Genomic DNA, 25,873 nt, shown 5'->3' with positions numbered 1-25,873 from the left:
TGTACTAGTACAACTCTCTAAGCAGGCTGGCTTATGCCGCCTTAAAACACAAATTTAATAATTTTATTCTTGTTTATAAACACAGAATCTTTGCGAGAAAAAAAGACCGCTCTTCCAGGCGCCGAAGGCGCCTAAAACTTAACCAACCTTGCGCGAAAAAATATTTAATCATCACCAATTCCATCAAATGAAAAAGATCATCATCATCGGTGCCGGCAAGATCGGCGAAACAGCCGCATTCTTACTGCAAAATTCCGGCGATTATCAGGTTACTATGGCCGACTACAACCCCGCCATGCTGGAAGCGCACCTCTCCCCTGGCGTTACGGGTTTACAGCTGGATGTAAACGACGAAGCTGCGCTAAACGCAGCGCTGCAGCAGCAAGACATGGTACTGAGTGCCTGCCCCTACTTTCTCAATGTGAAAATTGCCACAGCGGCAGCTGCCACTAACACCCATTATTTCGACCTGACAGAAGACGTGGCTACCACCAATGCTATCCGTGATATAGCTGCAAAAGCCGGTGTTAGCTTTATGCCGCAATCAGGGCTGGCACCCGGCTTCATCAGCATTGCCGCACATGATATTGCCAGGGAATTTGAGCAGCTGGACAGCGTTCGTTTGCGCGTAGGTGCCCTGCCACAGTTTCCTACCAACAGCCTGATGTATAACCTTACCTGGAGCACGGATGGACTGATCAACGAATATTGTAACCCTTGCGACGCCATTGACGAAGGACAGCGCAAGGAAGTGATGCCTATGGAAGGTCTCGAAAAATTTGCCCTGGATGGTGTGGAATATGAAGCATTTAACACCTCCGGCGGACTCGGTGCATTAGCTGAAATCCTTGATGGACGCGTGAGCAGCCTGAATTACAAAACAGTGCGTTACCCTGGGCATTGTCAACTTATGAAGATTTTATTGAATGAGTTAAAATTGAACAAAAAACGGCAGGTTTTGAAAGAAATTATGGAGGATAGCATACCTTTCACCCCGCAAGATGTGGTGCTGGTATTTGTATCGGTTGCCGGCAAGATAGATGGCCGTTATGTGCAGCGCTCCTACTCCAGGAAAATCTATAATCAGGAGGTAAATGGGAGAGATTTTACTGCCATTCAGCTGACCACCGCGGGAGCTGCCTGTGCAGTCATTGATTTGCATGCAAACGGCAAGTTGCCCGCCAAAGGCTTTATCCGCCAGGAAGACGTATACTTCCAGGACCTGATCAACAACAGATTTGCGATTTATTACAACAGGAATTAAACAGATTGTTATGCTTAGCGAGATTTTACATGGCCTCATGAGCCGCTACCAGGAACGTGTTCCGGATGTAGCTGCCGTTATTGATGCTATGATCGGAGAAGGTATCATTGCAAAGGCCTCCGACATTGAAAACGATCATATCGCTTTCCGTACCATGGGCGTACCCCACCTGGGTGTACAGTCGCTGGAGAAAATTTTTTTACACTACGGCTATACCAAAAGAGAACATTACTACTTTGCCGGTAAAAAGCTGGATGCATGGTGGTATGCGCCACCGGAGCCACAGTATCCCCGTATCTTCATCAGTGAACTGCGGGTAAATGACCTGAGCGAAACCGCACAGCGTATTATTCACAGCTATACCGATGATGTAAAAAGCGATCCTGTTGATGCACTCAATCTGGATGACAGCAAAGCGGTGGACACCTTCCTTCACAGCGGACTTTGGCGCACGCCTACCCTGGAGGATTTTAAAACCCTTGCAGCCGAAAGTGAATACGCTGCCTGGGTGATCTATAACCGCTATTACCTCAACCACTTCACTGTAAGTGTACATAACCTGCCCGCAGGCTATAACACCGCAGCGGGCTTCAACGCCTTCCTCGAAAAGCATGGGTTTGTACTCAACGATGCTGGTGGTAAAATCAAGGCTAGTCCGGACGGCAACCTGCTGCAAAGCTCAACAGTTGCCCGCATGATCGAGGCGGAATTCGCAGGAGGGGAAACCTATAAAATTGCCGGTTCCTATGTGGAATTTGCGGAGCGCAGGGTGCTGCCTGAATTTGCATCGCTGCCGGCCAGTGAAATACGCCGGGAGCACCGCCGGGAGGGCTTTGAGGCCGGCAACGCCGATAAGATCTTCGAAAGTACCTACTCCACCCAGACGAAAAAAAGTTCTTAAATTTAAGAGAGACATTATTATCATGGAAGAGATATTAAAATCATTGGGTATTACCGGTAAGCAAAGCGGTGTTAGCACCGGTAAACACTGGCTGCCAGGTGGCGGCGCTGAGATCACCTCAGTATCTCCTGTGGATGGAAAAGCAATTGCCACCATCAGGGGCGCCAGCAGGGAGGATTACGATGCAGTGGTGGTGACAGCCCATGAAGCATTTAAAACCTGGCGGCAGTGGCCTGCGCCGCGCCGCGGCGAAATAGTACGCCAGATCGGTGAAGCCCTGCGCAAACATAAGCACGACCTGGGCCGGCTTGTATCCTATGAAATGGGTAAGAGCCTGCAGGAAGGCTTCGGCGAAGTTCAGGAAATGATTGATATATGCGACTTCGCTGTGGGCTTGTCGCGACAACTGCATGGCCTTACTATGCACTCCGAAAGGCCCGGCCACCGCATGTATGAACAGTGGCATCCACTCGGTATCACCGGCATTATTTCTGCTTTTAACTTTCCCGTGGCGGTATGGAGCTGGAACTCCATGCTGGCATGGGTTTGTGGCAATGTTTGTATCTGGAAACCTTCTGAAAAAACACCGGTAACGGCACTCGTTTGTCAACGTATAGTCGAAACCGTATTTGCTGCCAACGAGGTACCGGAAGGCGTATGCAACCTGGTAGTCGGTGGTCGCGAAACCGGAGAATGGCTGGCAGCAGATCCACGTGTACCACTGATCTCCGCTACCGGCTCCACCCGCATGGGTAAAGAGGTGGCCGCTACTGTAGGGGCGCGGCTCGGCAAATCCATCCTGGAGCTGGGCGGCAACAACGCCATTATTATCTCCGAACATGCGGATCTGGATATGGCACTGATAGGCGCAGTGTTTGGGGCGGTAGGTACCGCCGGACAACGCTGCACCAGTACCCGCCGGCTCATCATTCACGAAAAAGTATACGATGCGTTTATTGCGCGACTGGTAAAAGCCTATTCTCAACTGCGCATTGGTAACCCGCTGGATGAAAATAATCACGTAGGCCCGCTCATCGATAAAGATGCAGTAAATGCTTATCTGAAAAGTATTGCACAGATCAGCGCGCAGGGAGGCAAATTCCTTGTGGAAGGTGGCGTGCTCGAAGGTCCGGGTTATGAAACCGGTTGCTATGTAAGGCCTTGCATTGCGGAGGTACAAAATCATTTCGCGATTGTGCAGCATGAAACGTTTGCACCTATCCTGTATGTGATGAAGTACCAAACGCTGAAAGAAGGTATTGCCTTCCAGAATGATGTACCACAGGGGCTTTCCTCTGCTATTATGACGCTGAACCTCCGCGAGGCAGAAGAATTCTTATCTGCTGCCGGGTCCGACTGCGGCATTGCCAACGTCAATATTGGTACCAGCGGTGCGGAAATTGGCGGTGCTTTTGGCGGGGAGAAAGAAACCGGCGGTGGCCGTGAAAGTGGCTCCGATGCCTGGAAAGCGTATATGCGCAGGCAAACAAATACCATCAACTACTCTACCAAACTGCCACTGGCACAAGGTATCAAGTTCGATCTGTAAAGGAAGGTGGAATTTCTTTTTTCTCCAGCTCCGACGCTTTGCGTCGGAGCTTTTAATTTCATTTCAGGTGGTTACTGCCCGATCAGATTTTTAAAAGCGGTTGATAAACGGTTCGTTTACTCCGGCCATCTCGTATGACCCACACGGTAAACGCGTCTCTACATACATCAACGTGACATGATTTCAAAAATAGTAGCGAGGCTAGAGAACCCCGCTTTTCGTTAAACGGAAACCATGCTTATGAGAAAAATATCTGATAGCAGGGACGCTATCATATACTCTTCAGACCATAAATATGATACTTATTTTTGAATATTCATATTCAACGTTTGTGCTACGGCAGTAATCATTCTGTAACTGAAAATGCTTTACATAAGCATTCAATTATTATTTTAATAAAAATCATAATATATATTAGCTTATTAATATCATTATTCAGGTAAGATTATAACCAGTCAACTAGTAAGTTGCGCGTTTATCATTAAATTTTAATGTTATACCGCTTTTTCCATACCTTTAACCTATCTAGTTTATTTTACTCTTATATCGGGAAAATGTTGGACATGAAATCGTTTAGTCGGGAGATAGCAGTCGCGGTGGTATGTGTAGCGATGACGACTGCGCTGAATACCAAAACCATTGCGCAAAGCAAAACCCCAGTGCCTAAAAACTGGCAGTTGTTAAGTTACGATACTGACTCTGTTTACGGTACTGCTACTGAAAAAGCCTACAAACAACTGCTGCAAGGCAAAAAAAGTACACCGGTGATTGTTGCGGTGATCGATTCGGGAATCGATACTACCCATGAAGACCTCAAGCCTGTGCTGTGGACCAACCGCAAAGAAATTCCTAACAACGGGAAAGATGATGACGGTAACGGCTACATCGACGATATCCATGGCTGGAACTTCCTGGGCGGTAAAGACGGCAACAGTCTCAAAGAAGACTCTGACGAAGCGACCCGTGAGTACTACCGCTACAAACAGCTGTACATCAACCCGGATTCCGCCCTGAGCAAGGACTCTAAGGAGTACGCGTACTGGCAGCGCCTGCAGGCAAAAGTGGAAAAGCCTTCTTCTCAGTACAAGGTTTCTTATAAAACCATGTCCAAGCTGCAGGACAACCTCAACAAATGTGCTACCATCCTGAAGAACTACCTCGGTAAGGAAGATTTCAACGTAGCACAACTGGACAGTATTCAAACCACCAGTCAGGACGTACTGCTGGCGCGCAACTTCGTGTCACGCCTGCTGAAATCCTCCGGGGATGATATGCCGGACAGCTTCAACGAATTCAAATCCGAATTTGACGAATACATCAGCGAAATCAAACGCAAGGCAGAAAGCACGGATGTGCAGCCAAACGCAAACCGGGAAAAGATTGTAGGTGATAAATTTGAAGACATCACCGATGGCAAATACGGTAACAACGACGTGATGGGTAAATTCGGCTTCCATGGCACCCACGTGTCCGGCATCATCGCGGCAGTACGCAACAACGGCGTAGGCATGGACGGTGTAGCCGATAACGTTAGGATCATGGCAGTGAAAGCTGTACCAGACGGGGATGAGCGCGATAAGGATGTGGCCCTGGCCATCCGCTATGCGGTGGACAACGGCGCACAGATCATCAACATGAGTTTCGGGAAAGGCTTCTCCCCGCACAAAGCCTGGGTGGATGATGCCGTAAAATATGCAGAAGAAAAAGGCGTACTCCTGGTACATGCCGCCGGCAACGACGGTGAGAATAACGACTCTGTACCTAACTACCCTAATCCTAACTATCTCACCGGTGGCAAAGCCAGCAACTTCATTACGGTAGGTGCTATCAGCAACGGCCGCGGTAAAGATAAAGTGGCCAGTTTTTCTAACTACGGTAAAGAAGGTGTAGATGTTTTTGCACCAGGCGTACAGATTTACTCTACAATTCCGGGTGGCAATACCTATGGCGCTGCAAGCGGCACCAGTATGGCATCTCCGGTAGTAGCAGGTGTAGCAGCACTGGTACTCTCCTACTACCCGGATCTTACTGCAAAACAACTGAAATATGTCCTGGAAAAAAGTGCGACCCCACTCCCTGATGGTAGTGTGATGGTGAACAAACCAGGTACGGATGATACTCAGGTAGCCTTCGCAGACTTATCTGTAACCGGTGGTTTGATTAATAGCTATGAAGCGCTGAAACTCGCAGCCACCATTAAAGGTGAACGCGTACAACCTAAGAAACCGAAAGCTAAAATGAAGGCGGTTAGGAAGAACTAATTCGCGTAAAAATATTTTGTACCGTCGCCTTGAGCGATGGTACAAAAAGGAAAAGGGAAAGTGCCTATAGCACTTTCCCTTTTCCTTTCTAAAGAATCAGAAGTAATTATTTCACCAACCTCAAACACACGGGATACCGGTAGTGCTCTCCCTTATTAACCGCCACAGCAGCAAGGATAGAGAAAATCAGGTTCAGCACCTTGAGTAAGGAATACAGTCCCAGCCAACGAAAACCAGCCTGTGTAAAGTCGAAATGGCCATTAAACAAACCCGTTCCGATCGCCCAGATACCGGAGGTGATTCCGCTGATGATCATCACTGCGGCGGAAGCAAGACTGATCGTAATCTGGAAGTTGAGCGCTTCTTTACCTTCTGTTTCCACAAAAGCGGAATCATTGCGCTTGATCAACCACAATACCAGTACCAGCACTATATTTCCAGCCCATCCCCAGTTGAGGAATATGTAGGCAAATACACCGGCAATATGCAACAGGGTGGCCCAGGTTCTTTCGTCTCTTTCGTTCATAAGTTAGTAGGATTATAAATTTAGAAGAAGTTAAAGGCTAATGCTGTAATATACAAACAGTGTAAAGAAAAACTACAAACCTGTAAGCCGGATTCTGTGAACTCCGGCAAGCCGGAGAACTGCTATCATTTATCTACGACGATGCTCGCACATCGCCTGTATCTGCCTACCCTCGGTCATCGGGCGAGCAGCCCTCGAGCGACCGTATACATGGCATTTCAGCACGCAAGGTTTACCCGCATAAACAGTTGCCTGCCTATACCGTGGGCGCTTACCCCACATTTTCACCCTTACCGGTTGCCCGGCGGTCATTTTCTGTGGCACTGGCTGTCCTGCTCTTGCGAACAGGCCCACCCGTTAGGTGGTGCGTTGCTCTGCGCTGTCCAGACTTTCCTTCTTTCAGCTCAAGTCTGAAAGACGATAGCACGGTTTGTAGTTGACTGCAAAGGTAAGGAAAAGAATATTCAAACCATTAACAGAAAAGGGATTGAAGCTTTCAGTAGCCTCAATCCCTTACCTGTATTGACTTCTATAATATAAATTAAATTGCTATCTGAAATTTATCTCGGTAGCACCATAGCCATATCGCGCATGGTATTGATTTACAAAGTTTGCCACTTCCGGTGTTTGCCGCAGGATGGCATGAATTTCATCTTTCAGTTTGCCCTTGCCTACCCCATGTATCACCACCATATGATGTTGCTTGTGGGTGATGGCGAGGTCGAGGTAGCGTTGAAACTCATTGAGCTGAATGGCGAGGATGGCGATATTACTCAGCCCTTTCCAGTTCTTTTCAAGTTTCTCAATGTGCAGGTCTACTTCGTGTTTAGGCTCCAGCGCTGCTTCAGGCTGCAACTGGATCTTACTCAGCAAACTGGCCATGGTACCGGTGCCTACAATCTTATTGGCACCCTGCTTTTTACCCGGGGCGGCAGCAGAGGAGGTTGCAGCGGGAGCCGGCGGCGGCGTTTCTTCCGACTTATCCGGGAATTTCTCAAACAGAGGAATCGTAAGTGTGGCTTCTGCTTTGGTCCGCAGCTCTTCCAGCTGGCTAAACATCTGTTTGGCTTTTATCTTCCATGTTTTTTTAACGGAAGATGCCAGATTCGGCTGCTGATCTTTCAGCACAAAGGTAAACTCGAAGCGCGGGTTGTCGTTCAACGATTCAAAGTGCAGATCCGTCAGATAAAAATGGTTGTACGGATGGATTTCATTCTTGATCTCCAGTTCCAGTTTATTGGCCAGCCATACCTGGAAGTAAAAGCGCATGGCATGCGGGGTATCATTAAACAGATGGAATTTCATCAGCTTGATGGTTTCATCAAAACCATCGTGATGGTATACGGGAAGTACGGAAACGAACATCCCTTTATCTGTTTTCAGATCTTCATATTTGCTGCGGTTCACTTTAATCTCATCTCCCGGAATCAACCTGGGCTGTGGTTTAACCAGCTTCTCTTTGGTGAATCGATGGAAGTAGGGAAAGTCTATCTGATCCAGGTATACCGGGAAAGAGGTGCCTTTCACTTCTATCATCACCATATTATCGTTCACGATTTCCACCACGGTCCCTTCTTCTTTGGAACTGAGCAGCAGAACTTTATCTCCAATTTCGTATTTCATAATTGCATTCTTGACGCAAAGCTAATTTTTTTATTTTAAAGATAGAGAGGGGAAGATGATTGAAGGTGAGTTCAAAGCGATTTTCCAATGACACGATGCTGTCATATGTATGGGTTGCGCACTGCGCGGATGCGGTGCGGGTAGTATGTAAGGGGCTGACACAAAGCAATAAAAGCTGCAGGAAGGTAGATTACCGGCAGTAATAAGACAGGGTTAACAAACCCGTCTAACGTGAAGGCCTGTATGAAAACAGCCTCAATCTTTGACGCCCGCAGAATAGTTGCGGCTGTGCTTCTTTTCCGGATGACGGCGCATATAGTCATCAACTGAAATGGGGCCGCTGCCTTCAATAAGGAAAAGGACCAGCAGAAACATCACAAGGAGTGAAAGGCCTAACACCGGGTAAACATTAAACAGGCCTGTTGGCGAGTGAACAAAGATCAGCGCACCCAGCAGAACGGGTAGGTTCAGTGCTGCAGCTATGCGCGTAAAAAGGCCCATCATAATAAATAATCCACCTACAGTATGCGCAAATACAATGTAATGCGCGATGCCGACTGACATAGCTGCCAGCGCAGGGCTTTCATCGATGACACGTACCAGGGCATCTCTGTTTTGTACAAACATGATTCCTACGTACATCAGGAAAATTCCCAGCGCTATACGGACAACGCTAAGCCATTTAGGATGATGTGTATCACCCCATTTTTCGATTCGTTGTAGCGTGTTCATAAAATTGAATTTTATGGATCAAAGAGCTACTCTGAAGTTACGAATAATTATGATTTCCTGAGCTTACTGTGGGTATAACTGTAAAGGAAATAAATAGCAAGGCCTGCAATAAGCCAAACGGAGAAAACGATCCAGTTTTTGAGCTCAATTTCCGTCATCAGGTAGAAACAGCTGAGCATGCCTAAAACCGGGATAAGAGAGAGTTTACGCAGGTAACACATCACAATGGTGATCAGTGCTACAATGACGAACAGGAAGAAAGGGATGTTGTGCTTCCATACATTCCAGCCTTCGGCCATGGACAGGCGCTGCAGTATTTCTTTATGGAATACCAGGCCGGTGCCGATCAGGATCATCGGTACAATGTACTGACTGTTAATATACGGCATCCGGAAGCGCTTTTCAGCCGTTTTTTCCTGGGGAGGCAGCATTAACACGCCACCGCATACCAGGATGAAGGCGAACAATGTACCGATACTGGTCAGGTCTGTTACGATAGTCAGGTTCAGGAATAACGCCGGCACCCCTACGATAATACCGGTAATTATGGTAGCGAAGGAAGGCGTTTTAAAACGTGGATGGATTTTGCTGAATTTCTTTGGCAGCAGGCCATCGCGACTCATGCTCATCCAGATGCGTGGCTGCCCGATCTGAAATACCAGCAATACGCTGGTGGTGGCAATCACGGCACTCACGGAAATCAGGTAGCTGATCCATGGCATGTTTACCTGATCAAATACAAAAGCCAGCGGATCGGCCACTTTCAGCTGGGTGAAAGGTACCATACCGGTGAGTACAAATGAAATGAGGATGTACAATACAGTACAAATAATCAGGGAGTAGATCATGCCTTTGGGCAGGTCACGCTGCGGATTGGCACATTCCTCTGCGGTGGTGCTTACGGCATCAAAACCAATATAAGCGAAAAATACCGCTGATACCCCCTTCAATACACCAGAGAAACCATTAGGCATAAACGGCGACCAGTTTGCCGGGTTCACATAAAAGAATCCTACCACGATCACAAACAGGATCACCAGGATTTTGAGGCCCACCATGAAATTGGCGCTGCGCTTACTTTCCCGTATACCCACAAAGGCCAGGTAAGTCACCAGGACCACGACAATAAATGCCGGCAGGTTCAAAATCACCGGCAAGCCGAAGATATGCGGGGCGGCAGCCATCAGTTCAGGCGTGGCACTGTCGTAGTTATTGGTGAGCCAGTCGGGGAACCCTATGCCAAGCCCATTGAGGAGGTTATTGAAATATCCGCTCCAGGATATGGCCACGGCAATATTCCCGATGGCATATTCCAGGATGAGGGACCATCCGATCACCCAGGCAGCTATTTCCCCGAAAGTTACATATGAATAAGTGTAGGCACTACCGGAAACGGGTACCCTGGAAGCAAATTCCGCATAACACAATGCAGAGAAGCCGCAGGTAATGGCAGTGATAATAAAGAGGACTGATACTCCAGGACCGCCGTGGAAAGAGGCCTCTCCTATGGTAGAAAAGATACCGGCACCAATAACGGCCGCGATACCCATGGCTGTAAGATCCTTCACTTTCAGCACTTTGTGCATTCCGCTTTCATGTCCGTCTCCCAACCCGCTGTTGGCATCTCTCAATATTGTTGCGATTGATTTTTTACGAAAAAGCGAATTGGACATTGGCGAGGATTATTACAGTTTTGGGCGCGAATATATGGGAAAAAGTTATAAAAAATATTTTACATCACCATAAAAAGCTTCCACAGTTGTCCCGAATTCATTTGGGCCGTAGGCCCAAATGAATTCGGGTATAACGCAAGGCCGCAGGCCTTGCGTTATACCCGAATAAGTAAAAGTTGTATTACTGCTGTCTATTCAACAGAAAATCAGCCAGTTCCTTCAGTGGCTCCTTGCGGTTACTGAGTACGGCAATTTTTTCCAGGTGTGAGAATGCGGCTGTGGTGAAGCGTTCCTTTTCCTTCTCTGCCCATTTATCTACTTTGCAGTCACGGAAAATGCGGAGTACCCGTTCTACCTTATCGGCAGGATTGGAGGCCAGCAAAGCCTTTAATTCGGCTTTCTGCGCATCATTGCAAAGCTCAAATGCTTTCAGCAGCAGAAAAGTCTTTTTATTAGCCAGGATATCGCCGCCCTGTTGCTTTCCGAATTTTTCCGGATCGCCGAAGGCATCGAGGTAGTCGTCCTGGATCTGGAAGGCGATACCTACATTTTTACCGAAGGCATACAGGTGTTCCTGGTTACCTTCGCTGCCGCCGCCTATGATAGCGCCGAGCTGCAGGCTGGCAGCCAGCAGTACAGAGGTTTTGAGCCCGATCATATTTACATATTTATCGTAGTCCACCTCTTCCGGCTGCAGGTCTTCAAAGTCCATATCCAGCTGCTGTCCTTCGCAAACTTCTACTGCGGCCTTATTAAACACCGTAATCAGTTTCTTCTGGTATTTCGCATTCACCTTGTTCAGCCGGTCATACACGGTGATCAGCATCACATCCCCGGAAAGTATGGCGGCGGTATCACCATATACCGTATGCACGGTTGGTTTGCCTCTTCTGAGGGGGGCCTTGTCCATGATGTCGTCATGAATCAGGGTGAAATTGTGGAACAGTTCAATGGCGCTGGCAGCGTGAAATGCGTCGGGATTCAGCTCATCGAATAATTCATTTCCCATCAGGCACAGTACAGGGCGGATTCTTTTACCGCCGATTTCCAGGATATGGCTGGCTGCTTTGTACAGTTTCGCCGGTTCTTCCGGAAAGTGTTGTTGAGCAAAATGTTGACTGAACTGTGCTATTAACTCTTTAAATGATTGCATTTCTCTGAAATGGTTAATGAATTATTTTTTCTTCTTTATGGTCTTGGCAGCTGCTTTTTTAGCGGGTGCTTTAACTGTTTTTTTAGCGGGAGATGTTATAGCCTTTTTCGCTCTGGCCTTTTTTGACTGAACGGTTGCCCTTTGGGCTACCGGCTTATTTGCAGGTGCTTTGGCCACTGCTTTTTTAGGTGCGGCCTTTTTAGCTGAAACTTTCACCGCTGCTTTCTTAGCAGGTGCTTTTACCGCTGCTTTCTTAGCAGGCGCTTTTACCGCTGCTTTCTTAGCAGGCGCTTTTACCGCTGCTTTCTTAGCAGGCGCTTTTACCGCTGCTTTCTTAGCAGGTGCTTTTACCGCTGCTTTCTTAGCAGGCGCTTTTACCACGGCTTTCTTAGCAGGGGCTTTTACTGCTGTTTTATTAGCAGGAGCTTTTACTGCTGTTTTCTTAGCAGGGGCTTTTACTGCTGTTTTATTAGCAGGAGCTTTTACTGCTGCTTTCTTAGCAGGCGCTTTCACTGATGCTTTTTTAGCAGGTGATTTAACCACTACTTTCTTTTCAGGTGCTGCTACTGTCGCTTTTTTAGGCGCTGGTTTAGCCGCCGCTTTCTTAGCAGGAGCAGCTGGTTTAGCAGTAGCCTTTTTAGGTGGTGCTGCAACTGCTGTCTTAGCTGCTGTCTTAGCTGCTGCTTTTGCAACAGGAGCCTTTGCTGCTGGTTTCTTAGCCGCAGCAGGCTTTCCAACCGGCGCCTGGGCTACCACCACAGGAATTTCAGGAGCTACTTCAGGGGCAATCACCGCAGGCTTTTGCTTCAGCGGCGCGCGTTTACCACCTTTTTGTGCAGCAGGTTTTCCTGCCTTGGTTTTAACCACTCCTGTCAATGGTGCAGGCTGTGCTGCTGCGGCAGGTGCCGCTTCAGCCGGCGTAGGCACTACTGCAGGCGTTACATCAGGCTGCAAGATAGCAGGAACTTCCGGAGGTGTTACCACACTGGCCGAAATTTCCGGCAGGTCGATTGGTGGCATGTCGGACTTGACCGGCGTTTCCCAGGTAGCAGCAGGCCTTTGCGGCTGCGGCTGTCCCTGTGGCCAACGCTGCTTGTCCTTTTTCTTTTTCTTTTTGCCCGGCCCCTGGGGCTGTTGCTGGCGTTGTTGCTGTTGTTGTTGTTGTTGCTGGCGCTGCTGCTGGAACTGCTGTTTAGGCTGCTGACCACGACCGGCCGGCTGTCCTTGTTGCAGTTCTTCTTCCAGTTCATAATCGAGCTGGCGCTTAGCCAGGTTAGCGGCTATCACCCGGATCTCCACTTCCTGGCCAATGCGGAACCGGCGACCGGTGAGCGATCCCACCAGGGCATATTCTGCGTCATTGAAAACGAAGTCTTCTTTCTTATTGAGGTTATGTACGCTTACGAGCCCTTCACACTTGGTGTCCACGGTTTCTACCCAGAAACCAAAATGTGCCACACCGCTGATCACCCCTTTAAAAGTTTCACCGATGTACTGCTGCATGTACTCTACCTGCTTGTATTTATTACCTGCACGCTCCGCTTCCATGGCTTTTCTTTCCATCTCAGAACTGTGCTTGCATACTTTTTCCATTTGCTTGTCGGGGTGCACATTGTTGGACAGGCATTCCTGCACTACGCGGTGTACCACCACATCCGGATAACGGCGGATAGGGGAAGTAAAGTGGCAGTAGTCCTCAAATCCGAGGCCGTAGTGCCCGATGTTTTCCACTGTATATACGGCTTTGGCCATGGTACGGATACCGAGGGTTTCCAGCACATGCTGTTCCGGCTTGCCCTGCACCCGCTGCAACATCCCATTGAAAGAACGTGCAATTGTATCCGGTGTATTGAGGTCGAATTTATAACCAAATTTACCTGCGAAGGAAGAGAATACCTTCAGCTTTTCAGGATCCGGCGTATCGTGCACGCGGTATGGGAAAGGAACCGGTTGCTTGTTCACCCGGATCTTGGACACATAAGTTGCCACTGTACGGTTGGCCAGGAGCATCAGCTCTTCAATCAGCTGGTGAGCTTCCTTGCTTTCCTTGATCACGATACCAATTGGTTGACCGGTTTCGTCCAGTTTAAAGCGTACCTCCTGGGAACTGAAATTGATAGCACCATGCGCAAAGCGTGCTGCACGCAGCGTTTGGGCAATTTTATTCAGCAGCAGGATTTCATCCAGGTATTTACCTTCCTTCTTTTCAATTATTTCCTGCACATCCTCATACGTGAAGCGATGATCAGAGTGGATGACCGTACGGCCAATCCAATGCTGCTTCACCTCTCCCTGCTCGTTCATCTGGAAGATGGCCGAGAAGGTGAATTTATCCTCATGCGGACGCAGGGAGCACAACTCATTGGAGATTTTCTCCGGCAGCATCGGCAATACCCTGTCCGGCAGGTATACGGAAGTGGCTCTTCTATCCGCTTCCTTATCCAGCTCGGTGCCGGGTTTCACATAGTGACTCACATCCGCAATATGCACCCCGATCTCATATAACCCGTTTTTCAGCGGGCGGATGGAGATCGCATCATCAAAATCTTTGGCATCCACCGGATCGATGGTGAAGGTGAGGATATTACGCACGTCTTTACGTTTTCGTACTTCCTCTTCCGTTATGGTCTCATCAATCTGCGCCAGTTCCTCCATCACTTCTTTAGGGAAGTTGAGCGGGAAGCCGGCTTCGATCAGTATTTCCTTCATGGCCAGGTCGTTGGTATCGCTGGCATCCAGGATTTCGATGATTTCGCCTACCGGTTTGCGGGACTGCTCACCCCAGGCTACTATTTTCACAACGGCTTTATCGCCGGTTTTAGCCGCTCCAATGGAGTTAGCCGGGATATAAATATCCGGCATAAACATACCTTTCTCAGGTATCAGGAAGCCGAAATTCTTGCTTACCTGCAATGTGCCGGTGAATTCAGTTTTATTTCGTTTAAGGATATCCGTTATCACCCCTTCCATACGACTATCGCGGTTGCCGGGCTTTAATACGTCTACCAGTACTTCATCGCCATCCAGGGCGGTATTCAGGTTTTTCTGTTTTACCAGGATATCACGTGCAAGGCCCTGTACAATTACAAAGGCCATTCCTGAGCGGGTTACTTCCACTATACCTTTAAAGGTCTTCTTTGGGCCTCCGGCCCCGTGGTGATGATTTCCGCCTTTCTTATTTTTTTTCTTTTTACTCATGTTTCAGGGTAGTTCTTCATTGATTGGCCGTAGGATAAAAGCTTCCTACATAATCAAAAATAAAATTATTAAATCTTTCTGCTCCATCGAACAGGAATGCAATTTCAACTGGCATAACAGCCATTTGCATGTTTTGTTCTGTCAGGTTTTTTTGAAGCAGATGCAGCCTTACTGCGTCTTTTTCAGTGGTCACTACCATTTTTTTATTGCCTGATAAACCATCGCGTTCCCGGATGATTTTGGCTATATCTTTTTCGGAGTAATAGTAATGATCCGGGAATGCCAGCAGGTAAACCTGACTAAAGGAAGACCTGAGTTTCTCCAGAAGTGGTTCGGGCCGTGCTATGCCACATGCCAGCAGCACGGTCGTATCGGGAGAGCTGCTTACTGGTTCGTGGGTAATCAGATCGTACATGGCTCCGTATTGCAAGGTAGTAAAAAACACCTGCTGATGCGGCAATGGTGCAATTTCTTTTTCAATAGCAGCCTTCTCTTCCCTTGATAAGTCAGGCGGACATTTGGAAACGATGATGCAATTTGCCCGGTGGTAGCCGTTTCTTCCCTCTCTTAACCTCCCAAATGGTACCACATGGTCCTTCGTAAACCTGCGGCTGTATTCTGTGATAAGAATATTCATGCCAGGTTTTATACTCCGGTGCTGAAATGCATCATCCAACAATACCACCTGGGTATCCGGTTCTTCCATCAGCAACTGCGGGATGGCCAGCATCCGCTCTTCCCCTACTGCCACATGAATATCCGGATATTTCTGATGGAACTGCATGGGCTCATCTCCTATTTCAGATGCGGTGGTGGTGGCATCTGCCAGGATATATCCGCTGGTACGGCGGTTATAGCCCCTGCTAAGAGTAGCTACCTGGTAATGCTGCTTCAACAGGCGTATGAGGTATTCCACATGCGGGGTTTTGCCGGTACCACCCACGGAGAGGTTGCCGGCGGCAATGGTAGGAATGTCAAACTCCACCGCGGTCAGCATTCCCCTGTCGTAGAGTTTATTACGCACCCACATCACCAGGCCATATAGCAGCGAAAACGGGTAAAGCAGTACGGACAAATATTTCAGCACGTTAGTATGTTTAGTCTTCGTTATTAAAATGATAAATCTTCTCAGGGGTTACCACGATACGCAGGGGTACATCAAAAGCATCTGTTTCGGGGATGGCTGCAATCGGCTCAAACAGCGACAGGCCGATGGTTTGCACATCCGGCCGGCATTGTTTCAGAAAGCGGTCGTACATCCCTTTACCATAGCCTACCCGGTGCCCGCTGGTATCAAAGGCCAGCATGGGTACAAATACTACATCAATCAGGGAGAGATCAACGGCCTCGCCGTTTTGTGGCTCCGTAATGCCAAATTTGTTCTGCGCGAGCGTGGTAGCGGGCGTCCACAGCAGGTGCTCCATGGTGCCTGCCTGCATATCGGAACGCGACAACACCCAGTTCAACTGCGGATACCGGACTTTGAGGGCATCAATAACAGGCCAGGTATCTGCTTCCTTCTTTTCCAGTATGGGGAGAAAGACATGTGCGTACCTGTACGGTGAAAAGTCAATGCGCAGCACCTGTTCCAGCAAAGCCGCATTCAGCCGGGCAGCGGCAGACTCGTCCAGGTTTAGCCGCTGTTCCAGAAAATGTTTTCGTATATCCTTTTTAGTTGTCATTATAACAGTTGGTGTAACGAGGGCGACAACAATTGTGCCTGCTCCTGTATAAATGCCTTTCCGACAGTTGTTGCCTGCGGAATCCGGCCTATCCGGGGGATGCCGGACCATCTGATAATATCTTCTTCGTTGGAATGCCAGTCCCCGCCGAAGATCCAGCCTATAACGGGAACGCCTGTATGTTGCAGCAGGCGGGCGGTAAGCATGGCATGATTGATACTGCCAAGGTAGTTTTGAGCGGCAATAATGACACGTGCCTGCATCCGGGAGATCATTTCCAGGGTAAACACTTCTTCATTAACGGGGACCATCAGCCCACCCGCTCCTTCAATTACCAGCTGCCGGGAAGGATCAAATGCTTCCAGCCTGGCCAGGATGCGGTCCACCTCAATCGATTGCTGCTGCATACGGGCGGCCAGATGAGGGGATTCAGGGGCCTCCAGGGCATACACCTCGGGATGACAGATAGTGGTGGTATTGCTGATCAGTGATAATATCGTATTGGTATCGGTACCTTCGGAAAGTCCTGTCTGCACCGGTTTCCAGTAGTCGGCCTGCAATGCTTCCGTTACACAGGCGGCGGTCACTGTTTTGCCGACCCCTGTGCCGGTACCGGTGATAAAAATTCGTTTGTTCATCCGGGCAAAGATAGGGTTTATCAGGCATGCGGGGAGAAAGGCAAAAAAACCTATCTTAGTAAAGTACAACCTCCAAGAATATGAAATATTGTGAAAACATCCTCGAAACGATTGGACATACTCCGCTAGTAAAATTACATCGCGTGTCTGCCACGCTGCCATGCCCGGTTTTTGCCAAAGTAGAATTTTTTAACCCTGGTAACTCTATCAAAGATCGAATGGCCGTGAAAATGGTAGAGGTAGCGGAGCAAAAAGGCCTGCTGAAACCCGGCGGCACCATCATTGAAGGCACCAGCGGCAACACCGGTATGGGCCTGGCCCTGGCCGCGGTAATAAAAGGCTACAAATGTATTTTCACTACTACCGACAAGCAGTCCAAAGAAAAGGTGGACATCCTCAAGGCCGTAGGTGCTGAAGTAATTGTTTGCCCTACCAATGTGGAGCCGGAAGATCCCCGCTCCTATTATTCTGTGTCCAGGCGCCTGTCGCAGGAAATACCGAACTCGTTTTACGTAAACCAGTATGACAACCTGGCCAACCGGGATGCACACTATGAGCAAACCGGTCCGGAAATATGGGAACAAACCGATGGTAAAATCACCCATCTGATCGTAGCCACAGGCACCGGGGGTACTATTACCGGTACGGGAAAATTCCTGAAGGAGAAAAATCCGGATATCCAGGTATGGGCGATCGATAGTTATGGTTCCCTGCTGAAAAAGTACTTTGAAACAGGGGAAATAGACATGAGTGAGGTATATCCTTATATCACGGAGGGTATCGGGGAAGACTTTGTGCCACAGAACTACGACATGGACGTGATCGACCGCTTTGTAAAAGTAACGGATAAAGACGGTGCGGTGATGGCCCGCCGTATCACCAAAGAAGAAGGCATTTTTGTGGGTTACTCCGCAGGATCAGCCATGGCAGGGCTTATCCAGTTAAAGGAACACCTCAAACCCACTGACGTAGTGGTAGTAATTTTCCATGATCATGGAAGCCGTTACGTAGGTAAAGTATACAACGACCAATGGATGATGGAACGCGGCTTCCTGGATGTAAAAACCGTGAAGGACGTAGTTAGCTCCCGCCGTAACCAGCCACTGGTAAGTATTTCACCGGATGACAAAGTAAGTGAAGTGATTGCAAAAATGCGCAAATTTGATATTGAACACCTGCCGGTATTACAGGGTGCAGAGATGATTGGATCCGTATCTGAAAACGGCCTCTTTAACCGGCTGATTGATGATGCCAACCTAAAAGACGCCACTGTAAAGCAGGTGATGCAGGCGCCTTTCCCAATTGTAAACGAAAATACGCCCATAGAAAAGCTCTCCATGTACATCAATAAGGAGAATGGCGCCGTGCTTACCAAAGATGAAAGCGGCGATTACCATATCATCACCAAGTATGATATTATACAGGCATTGGGAAGATAGTCATGGAATTTACAGATCAGTTACACCGAACGATTATACTGGATAAGGCACCGGCGCGCATTGTGTCGCTGGTGCCTTCACAAACGGAGTTGCTGCACAGCCTCGGTTTAGACGAGCGCGTGGTAGGTATCACCAAATTTTGTGTGCATCCGGCGGAATGGTTTCGCAGCAAAACCCGCGTAGGCGGGACTAAAAACGTACACCTGGATCAGGTACGTGCCTTGCAACCCGATTTAATTATCGCCAATAAAGAAGAAAACACCCGGGCAGATATTGAAGCGCTGATGAAAGAATTCCCGGTGTGGGTGAGTGATATACATAGCCTGGAAGACGCGCTGGGCATGATTGCCGGCGTGGGTGCACTGACGCAGCGTTCCGCAAAAGCCGCGGCGATGATTGCTGAAATCGAACAGGATTTTGCCGCACTACAGCCGCTGAGCGGTGTTCGTACCGCTTATTTTATCTGGCGGGAACCCTGGATGGTAGCAGGTAATGATACCTTCATACACCAGATGCTGCAGCGCTGCGGACTTACTAATGTATACGGCCATGTGCCCAGGTACCCTGACATCTCCCTAAAACAACTTGCTACAACTGATTGTGAGCTGATTTTCTTATCCTCTGAGCCTTATCCTTTCAAAGAAAAGCACATCGCTGAATTACAGGAATTGATACCGGCTGCCAGGATTCAACTGGTGGACGGAGAATATTTTTCCTGGTATGGAAGCCGCCTGAAAGGCGCCCCAGCTTATTTTTCCGGGCTTATTGCCTCCTTACGGGAAGCAGGATTTCAATAAATAATTTTAGTCGGGCAACCTAATAATAAATCGCAACGTAAACAGCATATATACAAACTGTTTCATTGCTAAATCTATTATTATGGAAAGACGCGACTTTGTTGCAAACCTTGGAATTACGCTGGCACTGGCCTGTACAGCGGGATTGGCTGCCTGTGGTGGTGGCGGATCAGACAATCCCAATCCAAACCCCGCTCCTCCAGGTGGTGGTAATGCCCGATTATCGGTCAATCTTAACAATGAGCTGATGGCGGTAGGCGATGCTAAGATTTCAGGAGGTGTAATCCTGATCCGCACTGGTAGTGGCAACACATCAGCGGATTTCGCCGCTTTGTCCAGCATCTGTACCCACCAGGGATGCACAGTTTCTGCTTACAACAAAACTTCCGGATTAATTGAATGTAATGCGCCTTGCGGCCATGGCAGCAGGTATGCTACCAGCGGAGCGGTAAATACCGGTCCTGCTGCAAATCCGCTGACACGCTACACTGTAACGGTGAGCGGCAATATCCTGACGGTGAGTTGATTTAGTGATTGTTCAGAAAGTCTACCACCCAGCTGGCGAAGTGGGCTGTACGAACCGTGCTTCCGTGGTCCCCTTCTACGGTAGCATGCATACCAACGGGCATCATAGCGGCGAGTGCACCGCCGGTATCGTTGTCCGGGTCTTTATCCCCTCCTATCACCAATACTGCCTGCGTAATTTTCCCCAGTTCTGCCGGAGAGGTGGCGGGTTGTTCTTTTTGCATAAGTGCCAGGGCCTGCTGGTCTAACCCTGCTGCCTGTACGCTTTTTACCATGGTGGCCAGTTCCGGTATATTATCCCCGGCGAGGGCGCGGTAAAACATTTTACGGCGTGGCCATTGCGGATCAGTAAAACCTGTGCCCATACCGCCCATCACGCCGCATTTAATGCGATCGTCGAGCAGCAGCAGGCGGGAAACAATAATGGCGCCGCGGGAATAACCCACAACTTTATAACTTAACAGATTCAGGTAAGTGGCCAGTGCCATTACATCCCTGGCCTCTGCATCGTTGGCGTAGGCGGCGGAATCGTGTGGTTTATCCGAGAGTCCGTTTCCCCGCATATCGAGTGTTACCACCATGTATCCCGCTTTGAGCAGGGAATCGTACAGGGGGGCTTTACGCCAGGAGTCGCCATTGAGGATGAAACCATGCAGTAATATCACGGGTTCGCCTTTACCGGCAACGGTATAGTGGATGCGGGTACTGTCGAACGACCGGAAGTAGGTAACGGGCTCCGTGGAAGCCTGTGCAGCAGCGCTGCCCATACCTGTGAGCGTGATAAGGATAGTGAATATAAGGATGTTGAGATATTTCATGAAGTGTAATTCGGGGTAAAAATTACAATTATCCGCTGACATATTAAAGGAGGAGGCAAAATCTTTTTCCATTATAAATCTTCTGTTTAACTCCTTATATTTGCTTTCCTAAAAAATCAAATACATTTTAGAGTATGGGAAAATACAGAGCTGGCGTATTATTCGGCGAAGAGCTGGATGCGCTGTATAATGATGCCAAGGACAACGGATGGGCGATGCCTGCAGTGAACGTAGTAGGAACAAACTCCGTAAACGCAGTATTGGAAACTGCTGCAAAGGTGAATTCACCGGTGATTATACAGTTTTCCAATGGCGGTGCTCAATTCTTTGCCGGTAAAGGAATGCCAAATGATAAACTGCAGGCAAACATTGCAGGTGGTATTTCCGGCGCAAAACACGTACATGAGGTAGCTAAATATTATGGTGTTCCTGTAGTACTGCATACTGACCATGCTGCTAAAAAATGGCTGCCATGGATCGATGGTTTGCTGGATGCGGGTGAACAATTCTTCAAACAAACCGGTCAGCCACTGTACAGCTCCCACATGCTGGATCTGTCTGAGGAGCCGCTGGAAGAAAACATCGAGATCTCTCACAAATATTATCAGAGAATGGCCCCACTGGGTATGTCCATCGAAATCGAGCTGGGTGTTACCGGTGGTGAAGAAGATGGTGTAGACAACTCTGACGTAGAAAACTCCAAGCTGTATACCCAGCCTGAAGATGTAGCGCATGCTTACGAAGTACTGTCAAAAGTAGGTAACCGCTTTACGGTGGCTGCTGCTTTCGGTAACGTACATGGCGTTTACAGCCCGGGTAACGTAGAACTGCGTCCGGTGATCCTGCACAACAGCCAGGAGTACATCCAGCAGAAATTCGGCACCAAAGCTAAACCAGTATACTATGTATTCCATGGTGGTAGCGGCTCTCCAAAACACCAGATTGCAGAAGCGCTGGGTTACGGTGTGATCAAAATGAACATCGATACCGATATGCAGTGGGCATTCTGGGAAGGTATCCACGACTACTACGAAGCGAAAAAAGAATATCTGCAGGCACAGCTGGGTAACCCTGAGGGTGCGGATAAACCAAATAAAAAATACTACGATCCACGCGTTTGGCTGCGTAAAGGTGAAGAAACCTTTGTTAAGCGTCTGGAAGAAGCGTTCCAGGATCTTAACTGTATCAACAGAAACGCTTAATTGATTTGATTATAACCTTGAGAAAGCTCCTGCCCTGACGGCGGGAGCTTTTTTTGGCTAAACAGGTGCTAATTTTCTCTGATCTATAAGGTATTATATTATAATTATTTGATTTTTTATCTAAATAATTCATTAATTCGTATCTTGCACCACTATTTTCTAATCTAACAGAAGAATATGTCAAGCTGGTTTAAGCGAATTAAACAAGGCATTTCCACTACCACCAGTGAGAAGAAAGAAGCTCCGGATGGCCTGTGGCACAAGTGCCCTAACTGTAAGAAAACCACCACTGTTAAGGACCTGAGCGAGCATTATTACGTTTGTGATAAATGCAACTACCACAACCGTATCAACTCTGCAGAGTACTTTGAGATCATTTTCGACGAAAATCAGTTCGAAGAGCTGTTTCCAAATATCTACCCAACCGATTTCCTGGGCTTTAAAGACCTGAAGCCATATGCTGACAGGCTGAAAGATGCGCAGAAGAAATCCGGCCTGAAAGACGCTATGACCGTAGGTACTGGTAAAGTGCTGGGCAACGACCTGGTAGTAGCCTGTATGGACTTCAACTTCATTGGTGGCTCTATGGGTTCTGTGGTTGGTGAGAAAATCGCCCGCTCCATCGATTACTGTATCGCAAACAGGAAACCGTTGATGATCATTTCCAAATCCGGCGGTGCCCGTATGATGGAAAGTGCGTTTTCGCTGATGCAGATGGCCAAAACATCCGCTAAACTGACACAGCTGGCTGATGCACAGCTACCTTATATTTCCCTGATGACCGACCCTACTACTGGTGGAGTAACAGCGTCTTACGCGATGCTGGGCGACCTGAACGTAGCAGAGCCGGGAGCCCTGATCGGCTTCGCCGGTCCGAGGATCATCAAGGAAACCATCAAGAAAGATTTACCTGAAGGCTTCCAAAGCGCGGAGTTCCTCCTGGAACACGGCTTCCTCGATTTTATTATCGACAGGAAAGAACTGAAAACCAAACTGGCAACAGTACTCTCCCTGTTCAAAAAATAACCTTTACATTGCATGCTTTATGGATTTGGAGCCAAACACTGCAAATCCATAAAGCATTTTTGTAAGTAATCACTATGGCAGAATTAAAAAACAGATCGGCATATTTTGAGTACGCAATAGAAGACAAGTATATTGCCGGCATTGTATTAACCGGAACGGAGATCAAATCTATCCGTGTCGGCAGGGTGAGCTTTAATGACGCTTTCTGCTATTTCCATAAAGGAGAATTGTTTGTTAAGAGTCTGCACATTGCAGAATACTCCCATGGCACCGCTGCCAACCACGATCCCCTTCGCGAAAGGAAATTACTCCTCACCAAAAAAGAGCTCCGAAAGCTGGAGAACAAGATCAAGGAGAAAGGCTATACCATTATCCCGCTGCGCATCTTCATCAATGAGAAGAGCCTCGCCAAAATGGAAATTGGTATGGGTAAGGGTAAGAAAATGCACGATAAGCGTGAGTCCATCAAACAACGTGAATCGGACAGAGAGCTGAGGAGACAATTCAAATAGCTGAACCTATCATTTATCCCATAAACCCTTTTCAAGTGAAAGTTCATCTCCCATCCTACCGCCAACTGCAGGCAATGTTTTGCGGGCTGGCTTTGCTGTGCCTGTATGCCTGCAAGTCCGGTGAAAAACTGTACAACAAAGGCCGCTACGACGAGGCCGTGCTCACCTTCGTTAAAAAGCTGCAAAAACGCCCTAACGATACCAAAGCGCTACAACTGCTGCCGGCCGCTTACGACCACTCCCTGCAACAGCATGAGGAAAAAGTTAGCCAGCTGCTCCGCTCCAACAACGAACTAAAGTGGGAAAGCGTGCGTGCTGAATACAGAAGCATGCAACATCTCTATAATGCTATTAAATCCTCCCCTGCCGCCCTCAAAGTGGTACAGCCGAAGGACTACACCTCCGCCATCACCGGTGCACAGGAAAACGCTGCAGAAGTACGTTACGACCGTGGTACGCAACTGCTCGATAACGGTGATAAAGCCAGCGCACGCCAGGCGTACGATGAATTTGCTGCCGCCGAAAAGCTGGTGCCCAACTTCCGCGATGTAAAAGCACTGAAAGAGGAGGCTTATAATATGGGTGTGGTACGGGTAGTGATCAGTCAGCTGGAAGTACGCTCTCCCTATTTCCAGTTTTCCGCTGACCAGTTCCGCGATTACCTGGTACAAAGCGTGCAGCGCCAGAATATTAACCGCTTTGTGCAGTTTTATGACGACCGCTTCGCTGCCGCCAACAAAGTACCAGCCGATGAATACCTGGAACTGCGGTTCTTTGATTTCGTAGTAGGCCAAACCTACGTAGACCGTGTGCAGCGCGATGTGAGCAGAGAAATCCAGGATGGCGTAGTAAAAGATACCACCGGTAAAGAAACTAAAAAATTCATCACTGTAAAGGCTACACTCTTTTTAACCAAGCAAACCGTTGTATCCAAGGGCTTGCTCGACTACCGGATCATTGCTACGGCCAACAGCCAGACCCTGCGACAAAACCGTATTCCGGGCAGTTTTACCTGGCTGAACGAGTATGGCTATTACAAAGGAGATAAACGGGCCCTCAGTGATGAGGACCTGCGGCAGATCGGCGGTAGGGAAATGGCACCACCACCACCAGATCAGCTGTTCCTGGAGTTTACCAAACCGATTTACACTGACCTGGAAAGAGAGCTAAGAACATTCTATAACAATATTTAGTGCGCATAAAAAAAGGACCATCGGTCCTTTTTTTATGCGCCGCCACCGGCGGAAAGTATTTATAAATGTTGTTGCAATAAAGGCACTAATTGATGTGCGGGCACTACGCCACTCTGACGCCAGAGGAGTTTCCCTTCTTTAAAAAGTAACAAGGTAGGAATACTGCTGATCTGCCACTGTGCCGATAGCTGCGGATTTTTATCGACATCAATTTTTACGATACGGATACGATCACCTAATTTCTCTTTCACTTCCTTTAATATCGGAGGTACCATTTTACATGGGCCACACCATACCGCAAAGCAATCGATCAGGAGCGGTGTAGACGATTGGATTAACGTTTGCAGATTTTCCATAGTTCCGTATTTTACATGCAATGTAACGCATAGTGCCGAAAGAAACAAAAGCCGCTACACGCCGCGTTATCCCGAATTCTTTGTATATTTTACTACCTAATAACTTAATTATGTTCACTCCTGCAACTTTTGTTTACCTGTTATGGCTGGCTTCTGAAATCATTCTAAACCGTGTGATGCGCGGCAGCAGTTCCGACAAACAGCGCAAAGACAGTGGCAGCCTGGTCATCATCTGGGTGGTGATTATCGTGAGCCTGGTAGCTGCCGGCAATCTTGCCGCGGTCAATAGCACCCCTATCTGCCAATCCTACACCACGATGTTGTACACTGGCCTGGTGATTATTTTATTAGGCGTAGCCCTGCGCCTGGCGGCGGTTATATCTCTCGGAAAATACTTTACTGTAGCAGTAAGAATACGGGAAGGCCATCAGGTAAAGCAGGATGGTATGTATAAACTGGTACGCCATCCCTCCTATGCCGCATCCCTGTTGTCGTTCATTGGTTATGGCATCAGCCTTAACAACTGGATCAGTCTGGCCGTTACGATTATCCCTGTATTTGCTGCATTTTTGTACCGGATGAACGTGGAGGAAAAAGTACTCTTGGAAAATTTCGGCAAGGAGTATAGTGATTATATGGCGAGGACGAAAAGGCTGGTGCCTTTTGTGTATTAGTGAATCTGCACAAGTGATTTTGCTATTTGATGGCAATATTTTTCGCAAGAAGTAGAGACGCCTCGCAGGCGTCTATTCAAGTTAATCTCCTTTACAATCTTCCGGTGAATCCAGGGGATGGTCACGAAGGT

General features: G+C 48.2%; 23 protein-coding genes and 1 other RNA gene. 12 read left to right on the top strand and 12 right to left on the bottom strand.

Translation table 11 applies throughout. The annotated features are described in order from the left end of the window. The first annotated feature begins 187 nt into the window (after nt 1–187). From BUB18_RS28470 to BUB18_RS28455, 4 genes are all read left to right on the top strand, one after another. On the top strand, nt 188–1,264 hold the full coding sequence (locus tag BUB18_RS28470) for a saccharopine dehydrogenase family protein (RefSeq protein WP_073087718.1): 1,077 nt from the start codon (nt 188–190) through the stop codon (nt 1,262–1,264). A gap of 10 nt (nt 1,265–1,274) precedes the next feature. Next, a complete protein-coding gene (locus tag BUB18_RS28465; RefSeq protein WP_083550969.1) occupies nt 1,275–2,165 on the top strand; it encodes a DUF1338 domain-containing protein in 891 nt (296 codons plus the stop codon). Nucleotides 2,166–2,187: 22 nt separating this feature from the next. Beyond that, nucleotides 2,188–3,714 (top strand): L-piperidine-6-carboxylate dehydrogenase, encoded by a 1,527-nt coding sequence (gene amaB / locus BUB18_RS28460; protein WP_073087716.1) that lies wholly within the window; start codon nt 2,188–2,190, stop codon nt 3,712–3,714. Nucleotides 3,715–4,277: 563 nt separating this feature from the next. After that, nucleotides 4,278–5,975 (top strand): S8 family peptidase, encoded by a 1,698-nt coding sequence (locus BUB18_RS28455; RefSeq protein ID WP_073087714.1) that lies wholly within the window; start codon nt 4,278–4,280, stop codon nt 5,973–5,975. A 106-nt stretch (nt 5,976–6,081) separates the two neighbouring features. On the opposite strand, the gene BUB18_RS28450 is transcribed toward BUB18_RS28455, so the two are convergent. The 10 genes from BUB18_RS28450 to bioD all read right to left on the bottom strand — a co-directional run bounded on the left by BUB18_RS28450 (nt 6,082) and on the right by bioD (nt 17,200). Continuing rightward, entirely contained in the window at nt 6,082–6,501 is a 420-nt protein-coding gene (locus BUB18_RS28450) for a DUF4870 domain-containing protein (protein ID WP_073087712.1), read from the bottom strand. A 67-nt stretch (nt 6,502–6,568) separates the two neighbouring features. Next, an RNA gene (rnpB, locus tag BUB18_RS28445) (RNase P RNA component class A) lies at nt 6,569–6,938 on the bottom strand. 112 nt (nt 6,939–7,050) lie between these two features. Next, the gene (locus BUB18_RS28440; RefSeq protein WP_073087710.1) at nt 7,051–8,124 is read right to left on the bottom strand and encodes a Smr/MutS family protein; all 1,074 of its coding nucleotides are present in this window, start codon (nt 8,122–8,124) and stop codon (nt 7,051–7,053) included. A 255-nt stretch (nt 8,125–8,379) separates the two neighbouring features. Continuing rightward, nucleotides 8,380–8,856: a DoxX family protein gene (locus tag BUB18_RS28435; protein ID WP_073087708.1), complete on the bottom strand. Its 477-nt coding sequence runs from the start codon at nt 8,854–8,856 to the stop codon at nt 8,380–8,382. A gap of 47 nt (nt 8,857–8,903) precedes the next feature. Beyond that, nucleotides 8,904–10,529, bottom strand: coding sequence for an amino acid permease (locus BUB18_RS28430; protein ID WP_073087706.1), 1,626 nt, complete (start codon nt 10,527–10,529; stop codon nt 8,904–8,906). 181 nt (nt 10,530–10,710) lie between these two features. Further along, nucleotides 10,711–11,682: a polyprenyl synthetase family protein gene (locus tag BUB18_RS28425; RefSeq protein ID WP_073087704.1), complete on the bottom strand. Its 972-nt coding sequence runs from the start codon at nt 11,680–11,682 to the stop codon at nt 10,711–10,713. A 21-nt stretch (nt 11,683–11,703) separates the two neighbouring features. Further along, a complete protein-coding gene (gene rnr, locus BUB18_RS29760) occupies nt 11,704–14,880 on the bottom strand; it encodes a ribonuclease R (RefSeq protein WP_073087702.1) in 3,177 nt (1,058 codons plus the stop codon). A gap of 16 nt (nt 14,881–14,896) precedes the next feature. Then, entirely contained in the window at nt 14,897–15,967 is a 1,071-nt protein-coding gene (gene lpxK / locus BUB18_RS28415) for a tetraacyldisaccharide 4'-kinase (RefSeq protein ID WP_083550963.1), read from the bottom strand. A gap of 10 nt (nt 15,968–15,977) precedes the next feature. After that, nucleotides 15,978–16,562: a 5-formyltetrahydrofolate cyclo-ligase gene (locus BUB18_RS28410; RefSeq protein WP_073087698.1), complete on the bottom strand. Its 585-nt coding sequence runs from the start codon at nt 16,560–16,562 to the stop codon at nt 15,978–15,980. Further along, entirely contained in the window at nt 16,562–17,200 is a 639-nt protein-coding gene (gene bioD / locus BUB18_RS28405; protein ID WP_073087696.1) for a dethiobiotin synthase, read from the bottom strand. Before bioD ends, BUB18_RS28410 begins: the two co-directional genes overlap by 1 nt. Before the next feature lie 80 nt (nt 17,201–17,280). On the opposite strand from bioD, the gene BUB18_RS28400 reads away from it, so the two are divergent. From BUB18_RS28400 to BUB18_RS28390, 3 genes are all read left to right on the top strand, one after another. Beyond that, nucleotides 17,281–18,639, top strand: coding sequence for a pyridoxal-phosphate dependent enzyme (locus tag BUB18_RS28400; RefSeq protein WP_073087694.1), 1,359 nt, complete (start codon nt 17,281–17,283; stop codon nt 18,637–18,639). Nucleotides 18,640–18,641: 2 nt separating this feature from the next. After that, on the top strand, nt 18,642–19,436 hold the full coding sequence (locus BUB18_RS28395) for a helical backbone metal receptor (protein WP_073087692.1): 795 nt from the start codon (nt 18,642–18,644) through the stop codon (nt 19,434–19,436). 82 nt (nt 19,437–19,518) lie between these two features. Beyond that, nucleotides 19,519–19,962 (top strand): QcrA and Rieske domain-containing protein, encoded by a 444-nt coding sequence (locus BUB18_RS28390; protein WP_073087690.1) that lies wholly within the window; start codon nt 19,519–19,521, stop codon nt 19,960–19,962. A gap of 1 nt (nt 19,963) precedes the next feature. Here BUB18_RS28390 and BUB18_RS28385 read toward each other — a convergent pair whose 3' ends face one another. Continuing rightward, nucleotides 19,964–20,851 (bottom strand): alpha/beta fold hydrolase, encoded by an 888-nt coding sequence (locus BUB18_RS28385; RefSeq protein ID WP_218588122.1) that lies wholly within the window; start codon nt 20,849–20,851, stop codon nt 19,964–19,966. Nucleotides 20,852–20,913: 62 nt separating this feature from the next. On the opposite strand from BUB18_RS28385, the gene fbaA reads away from it, so the two are divergent. The 4 genes from fbaA (at nt 20,914) to BUB18_RS28365 (ending at nt 24,712) form a co-directional block, all read left to right on the top strand. Beyond that, the gene (fbaA, locus tag BUB18_RS28380; RefSeq protein ID WP_073087688.1) at nt 20,914–21,981 is read left to right on the top strand and encodes a class II fructose-bisphosphate aldolase; all 1,068 of its coding nucleotides are present in this window, start codon (nt 20,914–20,916) and stop codon (nt 21,979–21,981) included. Nucleotides 21,982–22,158: 177 nt separating this feature from the next. Further along, a complete protein-coding gene (gene accD / locus BUB18_RS28375; RefSeq protein ID WP_073087686.1) occupies nt 22,159–23,007 on the top strand; it encodes an acetyl-CoA carboxylase, carboxyltransferase subunit beta in 849 nt (282 codons plus the stop codon). 74 nt (nt 23,008–23,081) lie between these two features. Further along, nucleotides 23,082–23,519, top strand: coding sequence for an SsrA-binding protein (smpB, locus tag BUB18_RS28370; protein WP_073087684.1), 438 nt, complete (start codon nt 23,082–23,084; stop codon nt 23,517–23,519). A gap of 35 nt (nt 23,520–23,554) precedes the next feature. Next, the gene (locus BUB18_RS28365) at nt 23,555–24,712 is read left to right on the top strand and encodes a hypothetical protein (RefSeq protein ID WP_143160131.1); all 1,158 of its coding nucleotides are present in this window, start codon (nt 23,555–23,557) and stop codon (nt 24,710–24,712) included. Between the two features lie 59 nt (nt 24,713–24,771). Here the strand turns inward: BUB18_RS28365 and trxA are convergent, their stop codons facing one another. Further along, on the bottom strand, nt 24,772–25,068 hold the full coding sequence (gene trxA / locus BUB18_RS28360) for a thioredoxin (protein ID WP_073087680.1): 297 nt from the start codon (nt 25,066–25,068) through the stop codon (nt 24,772–24,774). A 110-nt stretch (nt 25,069–25,178) separates the two neighbouring features. Between trxA and BUB18_RS28355 the strand changes: the two genes are divergently transcribed. Continuing rightward, complete coding sequence (locus BUB18_RS28355) at nt 25,179–25,742, top strand: methyltransferase family protein (RefSeq protein WP_073087678.1); 564 nt, start codon at nt 25,179–25,181, stop codon at nt 25,740–25,742. Nucleotides 25,743–25,873 lie beyond the last annotated feature (131 nt).

The organism is Chitinophaga jiangningensis, assembly GCF_900142605.1.
Classification (GTDB): Bacteria; Bacteroidota; Bacteroidia; order Chitinophagales; family Chitinophagaceae; genus Chitinophaga; species Chitinophaga jiangningensis.
This window is presented reverse-complemented; position numbering and strand designations above follow the sequence as displayed.

What these genes read in the sequence shown, in the direction of transcription:
- fbaA (WP_073087688.1), top strand. Translation starts at nt 20,914, where the DNA reads ATGGGAAAATACAGAGCTGGCGTATTATTCGGCGAAGAGCTGGATGCG.
- trxA (WP_073087680.1), bottom strand. Translation starts at nt 25,068, where the DNA reads ATGGAAAATCTGCAAACGTTAATCCAATCGTCTACACCGCTCCTGATC.
- BUB18_RS28450 (WP_073087712.1), bottom strand. Translation starts at nt 6,501, where the DNA reads ATGAACGAAAGAGACGAAAGAACCTGGGCCACCCTGTTGCATATTGCC.
- amaB (WP_073087716.1), top strand. Translation starts at nt 2,188, where the DNA reads ATGGAAGAGATATTAAAATCATTGGGTATTACCGGTAAGCAAAGCGGT.
- BUB18_RS28395 (WP_073087692.1), top strand. Translation starts at nt 18,642, where the DNA reads ATGGAATTTACAGATCAGTTACACCGAACGATTATACTGGATAAGGCA.
- BUB18_RS28435 (WP_073087708.1), bottom strand. Translation starts at nt 8,856, where the DNA reads ATGAACACGCTACAACGAATCGAAAAATGGGGTGATACACATCATCCT.
- BUB18_RS28455 (WP_073087714.1), top strand. Translation starts at nt 4,278, where the DNA reads ATGAAATCGTTTAGTCGGGAGATAGCAGTCGCGGTGGTATGTGTAGCG.
- BUB18_RS28465 (WP_083550969.1), top strand. Translation starts at nt 1,275, where the DNA reads ATGCTTAGCGAGATTTTACATGGCCTCATGAGCCGCTACCAGGAACGT.
- BUB18_RS28355 (WP_073087678.1), top strand. Translation starts at nt 25,179, where the DNA reads ATGTTCACTCCTGCAACTTTTGTTTACCTGTTATGGCTGGCTTCTGAA.
- BUB18_RS28430 (WP_073087706.1), bottom strand. Translation starts at nt 10,529, where the DNA reads ATGTCCAATTCGCTTTTTCGTAAAAAATCAATCGCAACAATATTGAGA.
- BUB18_RS28400 (WP_073087694.1), top strand. Translation starts at nt 17,281, where the DNA reads ATGAAATATTGTGAAAACATCCTCGAAACGATTGGACATACTCCGCTA.
- BUB18_RS28425 (WP_073087704.1), bottom strand. Translation starts at nt 11,682, where the DNA reads ATGCAATCATTTAAAGAGTTAATAGCACAGTTCAGTCAACATTTTGCT.
- BUB18_RS28390 (WP_073087690.1), top strand. Translation starts at nt 19,519, where the DNA reads ATGGAAAGACGCGACTTTGTTGCAAACCTTGGAATTACGCTGGCACTG.
- accD (WP_073087686.1), top strand. Translation starts at nt 22,159, where the DNA reads ATGTCAAGCTGGTTTAAGCGAATTAAACAAGGCATTTCCACTACCACC.
- rnr (WP_073087702.1), bottom strand. Translation starts at nt 14,880, where the DNA reads ATGAGTAAAAAGAAAAAAAATAAGAAAGGCGGAAATCATCACCACGGG.
- smpB (WP_073087684.1), top strand. Translation starts at nt 23,082, where the DNA reads ATGGCAGAATTAAAAAACAGATCGGCATATTTTGAGTACGCAATAGAA.
- BUB18_RS28470 (WP_073087718.1), top strand. Translation starts at nt 188, where the DNA reads ATGAAAAAGATCATCATCATCGGTGCCGGCAAGATCGGCGAAACAGCC.
- BUB18_RS28440 (WP_073087710.1), bottom strand. Translation starts at nt 8,124, where the DNA reads ATGAAATACGAAATTGGAGATAAAGTTCTGCTGCTCAGTTCCAAAGAA.
- BUB18_RS28410 (WP_073087698.1), bottom strand. Translation starts at nt 16,562, where the DNA reads ATGACAACTAAAAAGGATATACGAAAACATTTTCTGGAACAGCGGCTA.
- BUB18_RS28385 (WP_218588122.1), bottom strand. Translation starts at nt 20,851, where the DNA reads ATGGAAAAAGATTTTGCCTCCTCCTTTAATATGTCAGCGGATAATTGT.
- bioD (WP_073087696.1), bottom strand. Translation starts at nt 17,200, where the DNA reads ATGAACAAACGAATTTTTATCACCGGTACCGGCACAGGGGTCGGCAAA.